Consider the following 16,297-nt stretch of genomic DNA (forward strand, 5'->3'; position numbering starts at 1 on the left):
GAGGATCATAATGAATAAACGGAATTTTGCAAATAATATTGAATTGGATCGCAACAGTCATATTCAAGGTTCTGTAGATAAACAAGCTTCATCGATTTTTATTCAATCAGTAAAGCAGGCGTTTATCAAGCTCAGCCCAAGAACGATGATAAAAAACCCTATCATGTTCGTAGTAGAAATCGGGTTTATAATTACGCTTTTTTTAGCCGTTGTTCCGGACCTTTTCGGAGAAAGTACAGTAAGCACAGGATTTAATGTTGCCGTATCTCTCGTGTTATTTTTCACCATTGCTTTTGCTAATTTTGCAGAAGCATTAGCAGAAGGACGAGGAAAGGCACAGGCAAACTCATTGAAGAAATCTAAAGGCGATATTACAGCTAATCAGCTTCAAAACGGGCAGATGATACAAGTTTCGGCATCGCAACTAAAAAAAGGAGACATCGTCGTCGTTTCACAAGGTGAAATGATTCCTGGAGATGGAGAAATTATTAAAGGACTGGCGTCTGTTGATGAATCGGCTATTACGGGTGAATCGGCACCTGTTATGAAAGAAGCAGGCGGGGACTTTAACTCTGTAACTGGAGGTACAAGAGTTGTCAGTGATGAAATTACAATTAAAATTACGTGTGAGCAAGGTGAATCGTTTTTAGATAAAATGATTTCGCTTGTTGAAGGAGCACAGCGTCAAAAAACACCAAATGAAATTGCGCTAAATACGGTTTTGACAAGTCTGACGATTATTTTCTTACTAGTAGTTGTGACGCTTCCTGTCTTTACAAACTACCTACACTTTAAGCTCGACACGGCCATTTTAATTTCACTGCTCGTCTGTCTCATCCCTACAACAATTGGAGGCTTATTATCGGCCATTGGAATTGCTGGGATGGACCGAGTCACGCAGTTTAACGTGATTGCTATGTCAGGAAAAGCAGTAGAAGCAGCAGGTGACATTAACACAATTATTTTAGATAAAACCGGTACCATTACGTTTGGAAACCGAATGGCTCATCAATTAACGACTGTAGAAGGCATAGACGAACGTGACCTTTACAAATGGGCGTTTGTTTCTTCTCTTTATGACGAAACACCAGAAGGGCGCTCAGTTGTTGATTTTATTCAAAATCGCATGGGAGTAGAAGATCTTAGAAAAACCGAAGGAACGTTTGTTGAATTCAAAGCGGAAACGCGAATGAGCGGCATTGACTTACAGAATGTATCTGTACGAAAAGGGGCAGTGGACGCCGTCACGGCATGGGTAGAGTCAAAGGGCGGGATGGTTCCCTCTGATTTACAGCAAAAAGCAAATGAAATTGCAGGAGCTGGTGGCACGCCGCTTGCCGTCGCCGCTGATGATAAAATTTATGGCTTGATTTATTTAAAAGACACGGTAAAACCAGGAATGAAAGAACGCTTTGATGAACTTCGTAAAATGGGCATTAAAACAGTCATGTGTACAGGAGATAATCCGTTAACCGCAGCAACCATTGCAAAAGAAGCGGGAGTAGATGAATTTATTGCGGAATGCAAGCCAGAAGACAAGATTCAAGTGATTAAATACGAACAGCAGCAAGGAAAGCTAGTTGCCATGACAGGTGACGGGACAAACGATGCTCCTGCACTTGCTCAAGCTGATGTTGGCTTAGCAATGAACAGCGGAACCTCAGCTGCTAAAGAAGCAGCAAATATGGTCGACTTGGATTCTGATCCCACTAAAATCATTGAAGTCGTTTCAATTGGAAAACAGCTATTAATGACAAGGGGTGCCTTAACTACATTCAGCATCGCAAACGATATTGCTAAGTATTTCGCGATTATTCCAGCGATGTTTACCCTGGCGATTCCGCAAATGGAGGCTCTTAACGTAATGAAGCTTCATTCACCTCTATCTGCCGTGTTGTCAGCGCTCATTTTTAATGCGGTCATTATCCCGCTTCTAATTCCCTTAGCCATGAAGGGTATTGCGTATAAGCCGATGAGTTCGAACGCCCTGCTGCGAAAAAATTTGTTCATTTACGGGTTAGGTGGCGTATTGGTTCCATTCATTGGGATTAAAGGGATTGACTTTATACTTTCATTTGTAATGTAGAGGAGAAGAAACGATGATACAAACAGAACGAACGGGACGCATTATTGTTCGCTTAACGATTATGATGATGATACTTTGTGGTCTTATTTATCCTGTTGTGATGACAGGTATTGCTCAAACAGCTGTTCCAAGTAAAGCAAACGGCAGCCTAATCTATTCAAACAATCATCAAGTTATCGGTTCTAAGCTGGTTGGGCAGCAGTTTACAAGCAATGCATTTTTTCACGGCAGAGTCTCTAGTATTGATTATAACGGAGCAGGGTCTGGCTCGTTGAATTTAGCACCTTCAAATAAAGATCTTACGAATCGTATCGAGAAATCCGTAGCGGTTTGGAAAAAAGAAAACGAGGTACCAAAGGAAGGGATTCCAATTGATGCCGTCACGAATTCGGCTTCTGGACTCGATCCGGATATTACGCCACAAGCTGCATATGCACAAGTAGAGCGCGTGGCAAAAGCAGCCCATATTAAAACCCAGACGCTAAAAGAGCTAATCAAAAAACATACTCAGCAAGGGGCTTTTGGTGCAAAACGCGTAAATGTAGTAGAGCTAAATTTAGCTGTTCAACGAGAACGCTAATTACACGCACTCGCTTCATGCACTGAAGCGAGTGTGATAAAGGAGCCCGAACAATGAAAGAAAAAGAAGCTCATCCATATTTTCGAAGAAAAACTCCGGAAGAACTATTGCGTGAACTTCATGATCATAAGCGTGGAAAGCTTAAACTCTACATCGGTGCCGCACCGGGAGTAGGAAAGACTTATAAAATGCTTCAAGATGCCCATGACTTAGTCAAAGAAGGCGTAGATGTCGTAATTGGATATGTAGAAACACACGGCAGGAATGAGACTAAGGAAATGATCGGAAATCTAGAAGTGATCCAAAGAGAAACCGTTTTTTATAAAGGAAAAGAATTACAAGAGCTTGATTTACTGGCGATTGTAAGAAGGCGACCAAAAGTTGTCCTTATCGATGAACTCGCTCATACAAATGTACCGACAAGCCGCCATAAAAAACGTTTTGAAGATGTTTCTTACCTGCTCAACCAAGGTATTTCAGTTATGTCAGCAATGAACATTCAGCATATGGAAAGCTTACATGACCTCGTATATGCTGTTACCCAGGTAAAAGTTCGTGAAACGGTGCCGGATTTATTTATTCAGCAAGCAGATGAAATTCAGCTTGTCGACGTTACACCGGAACAGCTGCAAAAGCGTCTTCGTGAAGGCAAAATATACGAAGTCCATAAAATTGAACAAAGCCTGCAGTCTTTTTTTAAGCTAGCAAATCTCCATGCCCTTCGTGAATTAACGCTCAGAGAAATAGCGGATGAAGTGGACGGCAAGCTCATTCATTCCCATGAAATTGGTGTAACAGGTATTTGCGAACGTATTTTAGTGTGCATTCAATACAGTGAAACAGCTGAAAAACTGATTCGAAGAGGCTGGAGAATGGCGAACCGATTGAAAGCAGATTTGCTGCTGCTCCATGTTTTTAAAGGCGATCAGACTGAGAGGCAGAAAACACAAATCAAACAGTGGCAGGCATTCGCTGACCGCTTTCACGCATCGTTAATTGTAGAAGAAGCTAAAAAGCAAAAACAAGCCGCAGTGATTGTGAACGTAGCCAAGCAGTATCGCGTTACTCAAATCTTACTAGGGCAATCAGCGAGGACAAGATGGGAAGAGATTCGAAAAGGCTCTATTGTAAATACAATTATGCGACAGACTCATGACATCGATATTCATATTGTTTCAGATTCAGCAAAACAACAAAAATAAAATGCATATATAACAAAAGGAGAATATGAGTGAATATTGCGTTCTTTTTACTTCCTAAAAAAGAAGTGGTTACCCTATCGACACGGTCAACAATCCGTCAAGCATTGGAGAAAATGGAGTATCATCGCTACTCTTCTGTACCGCTTATTAATCAAAAAGGAGAATATGTAGGGACTTTGACAGAAGGAGACTTGCTATGGAAGCTAAAAAGCCTAGAGCATATAGAACTCCATGAGCTAGAACATCTACGAATTGAAGAAGTCCCAAGGCATCGCGATTATGAAGCTATTACAATTAATGATGAAATGGAAAGTATTTTATCACGCGCGTCTGAACAAAATTTTGTGCCGGTTGTAGATGATCAAAACATTTTTATTGGACTCGTGCGGCGAAGAGAGATTATAGAGTATTGCATCTCCCAATTTTTTATACATGAAGAAGCCCCTTTAAATGTGAAGATTTAGTTAAGTTTGCGTAAAAAACATAATTTTTACATAAAAGGTAGTCTCTTTTTATATAATTAATGTTATAATAAGAGATGTAAAGACGAAACTTGCGTAATGTAAGCCTCTAACATTTGTTAGAGGTTCTTTTTTTACATAACATAAAACATTTGATTTCAGTTCTTTCTATGGTTAAGTTAGAATAAGTGTTAAAGTAAGAGGTTTCTTGCTTTTTTACATAAGAAAAGTGAGCTGTACAAAGGAGACAAAGTATATTGACTACGGAAAAAACAAAAAGCGATCAATTACGCAGCATATTCAAAACTATTATCTTCGCTATCGCTCTAGTATTTATGATTCGCGCATTTTTATTTTCTCCGTATATTGTAGAAGGCGCTTCAATGAACCCAACGCTGCATAACGGAGAGCGTTTGTTTGTGAATAAACTGTCGTATTCGCTCCATGATCTTCGCCGCGGAGATATTGTGATTATTAAAGATGAGGCTAAGAATAAGCATTATGTAAAAAGAGTAATCGGTCTGCCAGGTGAAAAAATCGAAATGAAAAAAGATCAGCTTTATATTGATGATAAAAAAGTAAGTGAACCTTATTTAAAAACCAATCGTCAAATTGCCAATAACATGGATATGGAGCTAACAGGAGATTTTGAACCCGTTCAAATACCCAAAAACGAAGTATTTGTAATGGGTGATAACCGTCTGTACAGTATGGATAGCCGCAACGGTCTAGGTCTCATTGATGAAAAACGGATTGTCGGAAAAAGCGAATTTGTATTTTACCCCGTCAAAAAAATAAGAAAAACGACGTAAAAAGAAATGCCGGCGAAGGTATTTCTTTTTTTGTGCCTATGTCTACTCGGCTTCTAGATGGGCAAGCTAAGGAAAAAAGGTGTGAATTAATTGAAGACAGCCTATGAAAAGTTATTTAAACATTTTAAATTTGTTGATGCTCTTGAGATGAAGAACCGATTAGCAATGGGACCTATCCTCACATACGCTTCACGGGAAAACGGGGAAATATCCGATATCGATCTGACTTTTTACGAAAAACGAGTAGGGGGCGTCAGTACGGTAATTATCGGCCCCGCGTTTATCACAGAAAATGGCCAAGTAGCACCTGGTCAAATCGGAATTCATCGTGATCAGGTCATACGAAAGCTTCATCAACTAACTCAAATGATTCATAGAAGAGGAGCTAAAGCGATTCTTCAACTATCGCACGGGGGAAGAAAGTGTGTAGAAATGGAAAATAAATGGGAAGCCATTAGCCCGAGTGAAAAGCCTCACAAACGTAAGGGCAAAAAGCCTGTTCAAATGACCGAGCGCGATATAACTTATATGGTTCAAGCGTTTGGCGAAGCTACCACAAGAGCTATGGAAGCAGGGTTTGATGGAGTAGAAATTGACGGAGGAAATGAATGTTTACTGCAGCAGTTTATATCAAGGCAAGCCAATGAACGAAGTGATTCTTATGGTGGAAGCGCAGAAAACCGCTTCACTTTTGCACTTGAAGTTATTCGTGAAGTGACGCGTCGAGCAGCACATGCGGGCAAACCATTTATTGTGGGGTATACATTAGCGCCCAAAGAAAAAGGCTATTTAGGAAATAAAGTGGAAGATACATTTGAATGGATTGACCGTCTTGTTTATACAGAAATTGATTATTTACATATTAGTGCTTTGCATGAACCTACCTTAAGTAGTGAAGAAAATCGCTCACTGCTTTCTTCAATTATTAAGCACGTCAATCACCGGGTCCCTCTTGTGGGTACAGGAGGACTTACGGCAACAGAAGTAGCAGAAGCTTTTGAGCAAGGGCTGGCTTTAATTACGATTGAACAAGCATTAGTTGTACAGCCAGATTGGGTAGAAAAAGTGATAAATAGCGATGAACCCGCTTCTATGGATGTGACGTCATTAGATAAAGATGTGAGTTTGCCACCTGAAGTACTAGTTCACTGGAAAGATCTTCATAAAAACGACCGCCATTATTAAGACGGTCGTTTTTATGTTGTTGATTTAACAAGAAGAGTTTTATTTTACTGATACTATAACCAAGCAGCACGCATAGACTAAAAGAAAAACTAAAAACACAGTTGACTTCTAGGAATAGTTAGGATTACAATATAAACAACTTATTCATAAAACGGACAGCTGATCGGACATACCGAAGGCTTCTAGCAAACAACTGTTGGAGGCCTTTTTGTGCTTTCTAACAGAAGATGAAAGTGGAGGGACAACATGAAAAAGTTAATTACGTTTGCACTTATTGGCTTTTTAGCTCAGTTAATTGATGGATCACTCGGAATGGCATACGGCGTAACATCAACTACGCTACTTTTAACCTTTGGAATTGCACCAGCTGTGGCTTCGGCATCTGTTCACTTAGCAGAAGTTGTAACAACAGCAGCGTCTGGTGTTTCGCATATTAAATTCGGAAACGTAGATAAAGCGATGGTTTTAAAACTGATTATCCCTGGTTCCATCGGGGCTTTTGTAGGAGCCTGCTTTCTAAGTAATTTACCCGGAGATGCAGTAAGGCCTTACGTCTCAACATTCTTATTGCTCCTAGGAGTTTATGTGTTATTTCGTTTTTTATTTACGTTTAAGACAAATGAAGAAAAGAACACTAAACCTTTATCAACGAAGCAGTCCATTCCGTTAGGATTAATCGCTGGATTTGCGGATGCTACAGGAGGAGGCGGCTGGGGGCCGATTGCAACGCCTGTATTGCTAGCTAAAAAAGGCACAACAGCACGAAAAGTCGTTGGAACCGTAGATACGAGTGAATTTGCTATTGCCGTCTCGGCTACACTTGGCTTTTTAATTTCTCTTGGCTGGGAGCAAGTAAACTGGTTCTGGGTAGGCGCCCTTATGATTGGCGGAATTATCGCGGCTCCGATTGCTGCATGGTTTGTTCGTATCATCCCGGCTCACTTGCTTGGTTCGCTTGTTGGTGGGTTTATCATTTTAACAAATGCTCGTACACTCTTAAACACATGGGTATCAAGCAGCTCAACTCAGATAGCTGTATATGCATTCATACTTATTGTATGGGCAGCAGCGATCATTTACTCACTGTTACAAGGGAAAAAATATAATCAAAATCGAAACGTAGAAGTTTCGTAATAGAAGGATGGAATAAAAATAGCTTAGTTAAAGAAAGATCTGAACGTGTTTGATTCTGTATAGAGAATCAAATGTGTTCAGATTTTTTTATGGTTAGAGTGAAGGCAGTTTCATGTATGTAATGGCCTCTAGCTGTTGGCCGGAGGGCAAGGCGAGGACTTACGCGTAAAAAGCGGAACAGGTGAGACCCGGCAAAAGTGGTCGCCCTCGGAAAACGAAGCCTTACACGGAAGTCAACAACGGTGTAACAAGGGAGCATACTAGCGTATTTATCTCATGCTCGTCTTTAGATTGGGATGATTTTGTTATGTCTCAATCTCTTTTAGTATCTGAATACCGTAAAATAGACGAGCGTAGATATTTTTTTTGCGTCTTATGATACAATAGACGAGTTCATTCATGAGTGGGAATACTTTCTAACACATATAAAATTCATTGAATCGTCGAGGTGTGAAGAGTAAGTGGTCTATTTTATTTTAGTATTAGTAGCAGCTATCGAAGTAATTGTCTTGTTGATTAATCGACCTGTATTTGCAAACATTCCGTATGTGCAAGTATATATTGTTCCTTTGTTAATAGTAATTGTCATAACAATGTTACTTTCGCGAAATCCAAAGAGGTTTATGCGGTGGTTTAAACAAGGGCTTATTACGATTTCAGTCGTTGTACTTGTATTCGTACCGGTTCTCTATGCCAAAAATCTCCCGCTGTATGGTTATAATGAAGCAAAAAAAATGCTTGCGCAAAGAGAACAGCTCTTGCTAAGTCAGTTCCAAAAAGGAAAATACGTATATCCAGCAAAAGACAGCCCTAAAAAATACAGGTATCTATTCAAAGTTCATCGTGGAAACGGCATGCTTGAATATGTATTCGACCCATACACAGGCGGTTATGAAGTTGTGACAGATGTGATAAAAAAATAAAGGTTTAGCTTATTTAAAGCTAAGCCTTTTTATATGAGAAAAAATTGAAACTTTTTGAAAATCTGTGCGTATTTACTAAAGAGCGTTCACAAAAAAGTCACAAAAGGAGTTGCACAATGGCAAAATTAGAATACCGACTGCTAAAGCCTGATGATACGTTTGTATCTATTTATCACTATCAGTCTATTGAACTTGAACAAATTTTAGCAAGAAGAGAATGCGAATTTTTTGTTAAAGAAGGAATAACGTATAAACAAACTTCATCTGCAGTCGAAGATGATATACATATTATTTATGTGAAAGAACATGAACATGGACCGAAAGAGCAAGCAGAAGGTGATCACAGAGAGATTACGTTAGAAGTCCGCAAACTGAATTCTCTTCAAGGACATCCGATTTTATTCGCCTCTTCATTTTATACGCATTTGGACGTATTAAGCTATATCGGAACTGTTTATACGTACTATAATGGATTGGAATGGGAAAGAGACTCTGCGGAAATTGATGAAGACCGCAGCGTGTACAGTTTATATGTAACAAAAACAGGCGTAACGTATGAAAGGGGAAAGGCTTAATGTCAAAAACAAAAAAAATGATGGCGGGGGTTTTGACCACTGCTTTAATGACATCGCTCGTTGCCTGTGGTTCAACTGATCAGGCAAGACCAGCTAAACCGAAAGATAAATCGTGCGACAAGTGGAAATGGGATGAAGATACGAAAACGTACTACTGTTCAGATTCTTCTTCTTCGCACAGCGGTTCATATTATCACGGAGGGCGCTACTACGGGTCTAAAAAACAGCTGACCTCATCATCGTCCTATAAATCATTTAAATCAAGCAGCTCGTATAAATCTGGAATTGGGAGCGGCTCTAAAGGCGGTTTTGGCGGGTAATGCATAAAGAAAAGCGAGAAATGTTTTATAAAGAAATTCAAGATTTTTGGTACGACTTATATGGAACAGAGTATGCTCTTTATGACGTACATATGGAGTCTTCTCACATCATTCATTCTATTAAAGAAGCAGCAAATCAAATCGGGGAACTATTTTTTAAAACGGCACCTTTACTTCGTTCATTAGATGATCAGACGCTTCTTTCTTTAGGATTTCCAAAAGCCAGTTTACCGTACCTGCGGCTGAAAACGATGGAAACAGAAAGTGTTATTTCACGCCTTGATTTTGCTGTTACGGCTGATCAAATCAAGCTTTTAGAACTAAATGCGGATACGCCTACATTCATCAAAGAATTATTTCATGTAAATGAGTTAGTCTGTCGGCATTTTCAGGTTCAAAACCCTAATAAGCTTGAAGAAAAAAAGCTTGCTTTAGCATTAAAACACGCCATTTTTGAAGCTTATAACGAGCTCGATAGAACGAACTATCCAAACGTCGTTTTTTCTTCTCATGATACACATGAAGAAGATAAGCTAACGACTCTTTATTTAATGAAGCTAGCCGATGTAGATGCTACATACGTTCCGTTATCGCAGCTTCGAATTGTCCCTGCCTCTACAGTTGAAGAAGGTGAACATATAGAAGCGGGCGTGTATGATCAACATGGACAAAAAATAGACGTACTCTATCGCCAAACTTATCCGCTTGAACATTTAATTGAAGATGAAGATCCGAGTACGCATGAAAAAGTCGGACACATGCTTTTAACATTGGCACAGCAAAAACAAGTAGCCATAATCAATCCGCCTTCTGCATTTTTACTGCAGTCTAAAGCCGTGCAAGCACTCATTTGGGCTTTGTATGAACAACATCATCCTTTCTTCACTAAAGAAGAGCATCACATTATTGAAACATACTTTTTACCAACGTATTTAGAAGAAGATCCATTTATTGAAAGAAAACAAGCATTTGTGAAGAAACCATCGTTTGGTCGTGAGGGAGATACCGTTGAAATTTATAATGAAGACGGAATCAAAATAGACGAAGATCAGCATAAGACATATCAAGAATACACGGCTGTATATCAACAGTTTATTCCTTTGCCAACTGCAAAAATGAAGACGCAAACGAAAACAGTAGAGGCTCATATCATGTACGGGTGCTTTTTATTAAATGGAAAAGCAAGTGCAGTAGGAATTCGAGCTGGAAATCAAATTACAGATAACGAATCGTATTATTTGCCGATTGGATTAAAATGAAAAGGGGAACTAAAAATGACACAATGGATTGATTGGGCTAGTATAGGGAGTTTTTTATCTCACGTAGCGGTAGGATTAGTGCTATTATTTATCGGAGTAATCGTATTTGAATTAACAACAAAATTTAATGATCGTGAACTCATAAAAAAAGGAAATGTCGCAGTCGCTTTGAAGTTATGGGGAAAAGGAATTGGGCTTGCTATTGTCATTTTCACTGTGTGGAGCAACAGCTTAAATTTGGTAGATGCAACTCTTTGGGGAGTAGTAGGTATCATTACTCAAGTAGTGACATATTGGATTATTGAATTTATTATGACGCCTAAAACGAGCCTAGCCAAAAAAGTAGAAGAAGGAAATGTAGCGGTTGGAGTAACTCTTTTTGCAGCATCGATAGCCGTTGGCCTTATTGTCGCTGGAAGCTTAACATATTAAAAGGAGGCGATTCCTGTTTTACGGGGAATCGCTTTTTTTATGTCCAGATTGCTCGTGTTCACTTAGTAATAATATACGTGTATTTTCACGGTCGGCACGAACAATTTTTTGCTGTGTGTAAAGCGGAATGACAAAGAGCAAAATAAATAAAAAAACATAGCTCATTTTTGTTATCCTCCCATATAAATTGTAAACGCCTGCTAATAGTGTGTGACAAACAATACGTAAATATAGCATATTTGACTGGATAAACTGGGAAAAATTGAGGGGTGCAAAAAGAATATAATCTTACCTTCAACAAAAACTAAAAGCAGTATAGAGACACGTCTTTTATTAAGAAAGGAGTTGGGAAAAGTGAAAAGGTGGCTCATTTTGTTTTTATTGATCGTAATCGCATCTGGATGTGGACGTCCAGATGAAACGTCTCAACCGAGCATTTTCCTTATACCAGAAGGGTACAAAGGATGGGTTATGGTCGAATATGATAAAGATAACGGAAATCCTAGCAAGACAGAAGGAGACTACACTGTATTTAAAGTAAACGAGCAGGGAGTCGGGAAAACCAAAACGCTTTTAAGCGGCGGCGGCTGGGCAAGAAATAAATATTTCTATGTAAATAAAAATGGAGAGCGAAAGCAATTGAAGCAAGGGAAGATGATTCATGGCACGACTCAAGGTAACAAAAATCATACGGTAACCTACTTTTTCGTCGGCACCGCAAAAGAGTTCGACAAGGCCGGGGACTATCGAAGAAAACTTACCGAAGAAAGTTCTTCGTAAAAAAGAAACGCTGCCTCTTTGGCAACGTTTCTTTTCTATCTTCATTTGAATGTGCAAAAGACGGTGTCTTTTAAACGTTGAATTTCGTTTAGTGCTTCTTCCTGCTTATGAATTACCCAATCTGGCAATGAGTGTTCAACCGACAGCTCGTCGAAACAAGCCCCGCATGTTTTAACTTCAATATAAGATTCAATATATTGAAGGTGATCTAAGTTATAAGCCCAAAGTCGACGTTCAGGGCAGATTGTTTCCAAGTAAAGCGGAAGCTGAAAAAAAGGATCTACTGCTTCAGAAAGTTCTAACGGTCCTTGGCCCTCAGCGCTGATGACGTCTAGATAACCACAGTGAGGACACGTGCATGAGTGCGTTGACCCGCTCAATTTTTTATCCAGTTTTACAACTCGCGCACATAGTTCGCAGTTTGGACATTTTACTAAGATAAAGTCAAGGAACTTATCTAAAAATTGCTGCTGTATTACTTGTTGATTTGTCATTTTTTGTACCTCTAACTGTCAAACTTTTTTTAGTTACGAAAATAAATCATGAAACCTACATACTATTCATAACACATGATGGGGGTTAAAACAACAAAAACCCTTTTCGACAGCAGGGTTGTGTGATATAGTATGACAAATCAGAATAAATAAAGAAAAATGGTGAGAAAACATGAGTCAAAACGAACAATGGACATCAAAACTCGGCTTTATCTTGGCATCCGCCGGTTCAGCAATTGGAATCGGAGCCATTTGGAAACTTCCTTATGTAGCCGGAACAAGCGGAGGAGGGGCCTTTTTTTTACTGTTTATCTTGTTTACAGCAATTATTGGTTTGCCGCTTTTGCTTGCTGAATTTGTACTAGGTAGACATACACAAAAAGAAGCAATTCGTGCTTATGATGCAGTTGCTCCCGGTTCTCTTTGGAAAGGAATCGGGTATTTAGGCGTGATTACATGCTTCATTTTATTATCTTTCTATAGTGTAGTAGGAGGATGGATTTTACAATATATTTTTGCAAGCGTCACGGGTCAGCTCAATGGAGTAAGTGACTACGGGAGTTTATTTAACTCCACCATTGCTAATCCAACAAATGCTGTTATCTCTCAATTTGTTTTTCTTCTTTTAACAATTGTTGTAGTAGCAAGAGGTATTCAAAATGGTATTGAAAAAGCAAACAAAATTTTAATGCCTGCTCTCTTTATTTTATTTATTATTATTATTATTCGTTCTTTAACATTAGACGGAGCGATGGAAGGCGTATCTTTCTTTTTGTATCCAGATTTTTCAAAGCTTACCTCCCAAACCATTTTGTTTGCAATGGGACAAGCATTCTTTTCGCTTAGCGTAGGCGTTTCGGTTATGGTTACGTACAGTTCGTATCTGTCCAAACAGCAAAACTTGCCAAAATCGGCTATTTCAATTTCAGCGTTAAATATTTTGATTTCTTTACTAGCAGGTTTGGCAATTTTCCCTGCAGTCTTTTCAATGGGCGTAAAGCCGACGGAAGGACCAGGTCTTTTATTTATTGTATTGCCTTCTATTTTTGAACAGCTTCCGTTCGGAATTGTGTTTCAAACTTTCTTTTTGGCGCTGTTTTTATTTGCTACTTTAACATCTGCGTTTTCGATGTTAGAAATTATTGTTGCTTCATTAGCCAAAGGAGAGCAGCATAAACGCATAAAGCTATCTTGGATTTCGGGCTTACTAATCTTTGTGGTAGGAATACCTTCAGCTCTATCGTATGGTTTATTAAGTGACGTATCGATCTTTGGAAAAAGCATCTTTGACGCTTTTGATTTTCTTGTAAGTAATATCCTTATGCCTCTCGGTGCTCTTTTAATTGCCATCTTTGTTCCTTGGAAGATGAAAAAAGATGTGTTAATTGAAGAGTTTAAGCATGGTTCGACGAATGTGAAGCGCTGGTTCTCTTTATGGCTTCTTGCTATTCGATACATCGCACCTGTTTTAATTATCATTGTATTTATTAATATGCTAGGCTTTATCTAACGAAAAAACGCTGTTAAAACGCTTGGTTTTAACAGCGTTTTTTTTGGAGGAAAAGGAGGAGTATGATGCTGGATTTCTTGTACGATATGTTTGTAGGAGCAGGGGTATTTATTTTATTATTCGTTCTTTTGCTAGTAGCGAGAACGTCGGGGAAACGCAAGAAATAGGCGGGTATAATTCCCAGTGTAAAAACCTCAAAAAAGACTAACACCACAGAATTAAACTATGATAATATATTATCCTATGAGCATAACCAATGCTCACATATGTTGTGATGAAGCGTTTTTTAGAAAGAGGGATCATCTTGAGTGGAGAAGTTCTTGTCAAGATTTTATCTCAAGCGTATGAACAAAAAAAGACATTACCAATCGTCTCATTCTCGTCTTTTTTTGAACAAAAAAAGGTGGGCTTTCGTTTAAATAACGATGTGTCCGCTGATATCATCTACCATACGCTTACATGTATTCAGAGAAAAACGTGTGTCCAAGATGTGTTAGTGGAAGTACTAAAAGTTGATAGTCCAAACAATGACGGGGCATTTTCTGATTGTGTATATATTTTAGCAAATGGTACAAACCAGCAAGTGAAAGAATGGGTTCAACCCTTACATCCTAAAAGAGTTACACAAGGATATCAGCACGGGACACCCATTGATGCGCCACAGTTAAAAAATGACTACCACGTGTTTGCCGTTACTTGGTCATAAGCGTTTAACCCAAAAAACATCCTGCTGTCGCTGCAGGATGTTTTTTGTTAATAAGGATGGGCGTCTTTTCCTTTTTCATTAGCTTCTTCTACCGCATCAGCAGCTTTGTTGCTTCCTAACGGTGAACCGCCTTCTTTTGGCAATTTCCCATATGTAGGAGTCATTTCTGCTCCCATTTCAATTTCTAAAGAACCATCATCATGCATGAGAAGACCGATACCATTAGCTACTCGATTGCCGTAGTCAAAATCACATTGAGTTAAAAGCTCAATCATCTTTGTTTGAACGGTATGGTGACAGCACTTTAAACCGTCTACTAAGTTTTGAATAAGCTCATCACGTTCCCAGTCTTCTAATAAACGATAGCGTTCACCAGCTTGCTTAAAGTCATTTGTACGGTCAATTTTTTCTTTTTTTACATTCCCTTCAACATAAGGCTGATGAGGTTTTGGATGATCATGCGCTTCTTGAAGACCTCCAAGAGAAGATGGCTCATAATTCACATGCGGGTTCTGACCAGGAGCTGCATCTACATGATAGGCCATTTGACCATCTCGTTGATTTGTTGCTACATGTTTTTTCGGCGCGTTAATAGGCAGTTGCAAGTAGTTTGTTCCCACGCGGTGACGCTGCGTGTCGGAATAAGAAAACGTTCTTCCTTGCAGCATTTTATCATCAGAAAAATCTAGCCCATCCACAAGCACACCCGTACCAAATGCGACTTGCTCCGTTTCAGCAAATACGTTGCTTGGATTTTTATCTAGGACCATTTTACCTACTGGAAGAAATGGAAACTGGTCTTCCGGCCAAATTTTCGTGTCATCAAGCGGATCGAAATCTAGTTCGGAATGCTCTCCGTCTTCCATGACTTGCATACAAAGTTCCCACTCAGGGTAGTTGCCGCTCTCAATCGCTTCATACAAGTCTTGAGTAGCGTGACTGATATTTTTAGCCTGAATTTCCTCTGCTTGTTTTTGGGTCAAATTTTTAATTCCTTGTTTTGGTTCCCAATGGTATTTAACAAGAAAGGCATCGCCACCTTTGTTGACCCACTTATATGTATTAACACCGGAACCTTGCATTTGCCGATAGTTAGCAGGTATTCCCCAAGGTGAAAATAAAAAAGTAATCATATGCATAGCCTCAGGTGTATGAGAAATAAAATCAAAAATACGCTCGGTATCTTGACGGTTTGTCACAGGATCGGGCTTAAAAGCATGAATCAAATCAGGGAATTTAATAGCATCGCGGATAAAAAATATTTTAAGGTTATTTCCTACTAAGTCCCAGTTCCCGTCTTCTGTATAGAACTTTACAGCAAATCCCCTTGGGTCTCGCATCGTTTCTGGAGAGTCCTTTCCATGAGTTACGGTAGAAAATCTGACAAAAACGGGCGTCTGTTTGCCTGCTCCTGAAAAAACTTTTGCGCGGGTGTATTTTTCAACGGGCTCGTCCCCAAGCTTTCCGTACGTTTCAAAATATCCATGAGCTCCCGTTCCTCGGGCATGAACAACACGTTCCGGTATACGTTCACGATCAAAATGCGAAAGTTTTTCAATCAGCTGGTAATTTTCAAGAGTAGCAGGTCCTCTGTTGCCTACCGTTCGAGAATTTTGGTTATCACGAATGGGGTGACCTTGACGCGTCGTAAGCGTCTGCTCGTTCTCTCCGTTTGCATAGCGTTTGTCTTCCGAGTCACCTGATCCGCTAACATTTGTACCATGAATGCCTTTATGGCTCATAAAATAATCCTCCTTATTTAAAACATAACCAAGACTATTTTTTTCAGCACGCGCTTTTTTATTCATTAATATGGAAATAATATAAATTTTTAGAAG

At 39.3% G+C, this 16,297-nt stretch carries 17 protein-coding genes and 1 pseudogene; 15 read left to right on the top strand and 3 right to left on the bottom strand.

Annotated elements, in window-relative coordinates; translation table 11 throughout:
• Positions 1–10 precede the first annotated feature (10 nt).
• From kdpB to ACRPLY_RS12870, 12 genes are all read left to right on the top strand, one after another.
• On the top strand, positions 11–2,086 hold the full coding sequence (gene kdpB, locus ACRPLY_RS12815) for a potassium-transporting ATPase subunit KdpB (RefSeq protein WP_432231868.1): 2,076 nt from the start codon (positions 11–13) through the stop codon (positions 2,084–2,086).
• A 13-nt stretch (positions 2,087–2,099) separates the two neighbouring features.
• Complete coding sequence (kdpC, locus tag ACRPLY_RS12820) at positions 2,100–2,666, top strand: potassium-transporting ATPase subunit KdpC (RefSeq protein WP_430079173.1); 567 nt, start codon at positions 2,100–2,102, stop codon at positions 2,664–2,666.
• A gap of 53 nt (positions 2,667–2,719) precedes the next feature.
• On the top strand, positions 2,720–3,868 hold the full coding sequence (kdpDN, locus tag ACRPLY_RS12825) for a KdpD-like non-kinase potassium sensor (RefSeq protein ID WP_432231869.1): 1,149 nt from the start codon (positions 2,720–2,722) through the stop codon (positions 3,866–3,868).
• 29 nt (positions 3,869–3,897) lie between these two features.
• Positions 3,898–4,332: a CBS domain-containing protein gene (locus ACRPLY_RS12830; protein ID WP_014459432.1), complete on the top strand. Its 435-nt coding sequence runs from the start codon at positions 3,898–3,900 to the stop codon at positions 4,330–4,332.
• Between the two features lie 254 nt (positions 4,333–4,586).
• Complete coding sequence (gene lepB / locus ACRPLY_RS12835; RefSeq protein WP_014459433.1) at positions 4,587–5,141, top strand: signal peptidase I; 555 nt, start codon at positions 4,587–4,589, stop codon at positions 5,139–5,141.
• A 90-nt stretch (positions 5,142–5,231) separates the two neighbouring features.
• Complete coding sequence (locus tag ACRPLY_RS12840) at positions 5,232–6,326, top strand: NADH-dependent flavin oxidoreductase (protein WP_182420930.1); 1,095 nt, start codon at positions 5,232–5,234, stop codon at positions 6,324–6,326.
• Between the two features lie 246 nt (positions 6,327–6,572).
• Positions 6,573–7,460, top strand: coding sequence for a sulfite exporter TauE/SafE family protein (locus ACRPLY_RS12845; protein ID WP_014459435.1), 888 nt, complete (start codon positions 6,573–6,575; stop codon positions 7,458–7,460).
• 461 nt (positions 7,461–7,921) lie between these two features.
• Entirely contained in the window at positions 7,922–8,383 is a 462-nt protein-coding gene (locus ACRPLY_RS12850) for a hypothetical protein (protein ID WP_033580613.1), read from the top strand.
• A 116-nt stretch (positions 8,384–8,499) separates the two neighbouring features.
• Positions 8,500–8,958, top strand: coding sequence for a hypothetical protein (locus ACRPLY_RS12855; protein WP_165635384.1), 459 nt, complete (start codon positions 8,500–8,502; stop codon positions 8,956–8,958).
• Positions 8,958–9,278: a hypothetical protein gene (locus ACRPLY_RS12860; RefSeq protein WP_028412772.1), complete on the top strand. Its 321-nt coding sequence runs from the start codon at positions 8,958–8,960 to the stop codon at positions 9,276–9,278. Before ACRPLY_RS12855 ends, ACRPLY_RS12860 begins: the two co-directional genes overlap by 1 nt.
• Positions 9,278–10,537, top strand: coding sequence for a glutathionylspermidine synthase family protein (locus ACRPLY_RS12865; RefSeq protein ID WP_034270136.1), 1,260 nt, complete (start codon positions 9,278–9,280; stop codon positions 10,535–10,537). Before ACRPLY_RS12860 ends, ACRPLY_RS12865 begins: the two co-directional genes overlap by 1 nt.
• A gap of 15 nt (positions 10,538–10,552) precedes the next feature.
• Positions 10,553–10,969, top strand: a complete 417-nt coding sequence (locus ACRPLY_RS12870; protein ID WP_034327662.1) for a DUF350 domain-containing protein — start codon at positions 10,553–10,555, stop codon at positions 10,967–10,969.
• A gap of 18 nt (positions 10,970–10,987) precedes the next feature.
• On the opposite strand, the gene ACRPLY_RS12875 is transcribed toward ACRPLY_RS12870, so the two are convergent.
• Positions 10,988–11,134: a hypothetical protein gene (locus ACRPLY_RS12875; RefSeq protein WP_165351762.1), complete on the bottom strand. Its 147-nt coding sequence runs from the start codon at positions 11,132–11,134 to the stop codon at positions 10,988–10,990.
• A gap of 189 nt (positions 11,135–11,323) precedes the next feature.
• Here ACRPLY_RS12875 and ACRPLY_RS12880 point away from each other — a divergent pair, with 189 nt between their 5' ends.
• Entirely contained in the window at positions 11,324–11,749 is a 426-nt protein-coding gene (locus tag ACRPLY_RS12880; RefSeq protein WP_033580617.1) for a DUF6843 domain-containing protein, read from the top strand.
• 41 nt (positions 11,750–11,790) lie between these two features.
• Here the strand turns inward: ACRPLY_RS12880 and ACRPLY_RS12885 are convergent, their stop codons facing one another.
• Positions 11,791–12,243 carry a hypothetical protein gene (locus tag ACRPLY_RS12885; protein WP_028412776.1) on the bottom strand — a complete coding sequence of 151 codons (453 nt, stop codon included), beginning with the start codon at positions 12,241–12,243 and terminating at the stop codon, positions 11,791–11,793.
• A gap of 172 nt (positions 12,244–12,415) precedes the next feature.
• Here ACRPLY_RS12885 and ACRPLY_RS12890 point away from each other — a divergent pair, with 172 nt between their 5' ends.
• Both ACRPLY_RS12890 and ACRPLY_RS12895 read left to right on the top strand, forming a co-directional pair.
• Positions 12,416–13,753 (top strand): sodium-dependent transporter, encoded by a 1,338-nt coding sequence (locus tag ACRPLY_RS12890; protein WP_028412777.1) that lies wholly within the window; start codon positions 12,416–12,418, stop codon positions 13,751–13,753.
• A gap of 304 nt (positions 13,754–14,057) precedes the next feature.
• Entirely contained in the window at positions 14,058–14,459 is a 402-nt protein-coding gene (locus ACRPLY_RS12895; protein WP_224980258.1) for a hypothetical protein, read from the top strand.
• Between the two features lie 217 nt (positions 14,460–14,676).
• Here ACRPLY_RS12895 and ACRPLY_RS12900 read toward each other — a convergent pair.
• Positions 14,677–16,201, bottom strand: a pseudogene (locus ACRPLY_RS12900) (catalase); the annotation flags it as partial.
• Positions 16,202–16,297 lie beyond the last annotated feature (96 nt).

It is taken from the genome of Priestia sp. TGN 0903 (assembly GCF_050846855.1).
Classification (GTDB): Bacteria; Bacillota; Bacilli; order Bacillales; family Bacillaceae_H; genus Priestia; species Priestia zanthoxyli.

Bases quoted from the DNA above. Each gene is read 5' to 3' on its own strand.
- ACRPLY_RS12870 (WP_034327662.1), top strand. From the start codon at position 10,553: ATGACACAATGGATTGATTGGGCTAGTATAGGGAGTTTTTTATCTCAC.
- ACRPLY_RS12875 (WP_165351762.1), bottom strand. From the start codon at position 11,134: ATGAGCTATGTTTTTTTATTTATTTTGCTCTTTGTCATTCCGCTTTAC.
- ACRPLY_RS12890 (WP_028412777.1), top strand. From the start codon at position 12,416: ATGAGTCAAAACGAACAATGGACATCAAAACTCGGCTTTATCTTGGCA.
- kdpC (WP_430079173.1), top strand. From the start codon at position 2,100: ATGATACAAACAGAACGAACGGGACGCATTATTGTTCGCTTAACGATT.
- kdpB (WP_432231868.1), top strand. From the start codon at position 11: ATGAATAAACGGAATTTTGCAAATAATATTGAATTGGATCGCAACAGT.
- ACRPLY_RS12865 (WP_034270136.1), top strand. From the start codon at position 9,278: ATGCATAAAGAAAAGCGAGAAATGTTTTATAAAGAAATTCAAGATTTT.
- kdpDN (WP_432231869.1), top strand. From the start codon at position 2,720: ATGAAAGAAAAAGAAGCTCATCCATATTTTCGAAGAAAAACTCCGGAA.
- ACRPLY_RS12855 (WP_165635384.1), top strand. From the start codon at position 8,500: ATGGCAAAATTAGAATACCGACTGCTAAAGCCTGATGATACGTTTGTA.
- ACRPLY_RS12885 (WP_028412776.1), bottom strand. From the start codon at position 12,243: ATGACAAATCAACAAGTAATACAGCAGCAATTTTTAGATAAGTTCCTT.
- ACRPLY_RS12860 (WP_028412772.1), top strand. From the start codon at position 8,958: ATGTCAAAAACAAAAAAAATGATGGCGGGGGTTTTGACCACTGCTTTA.
- ACRPLY_RS12845 (WP_014459435.1), top strand. From the start codon at position 6,573: ATGAAAAAGTTAATTACGTTTGCACTTATTGGCTTTTTAGCTCAGTTA.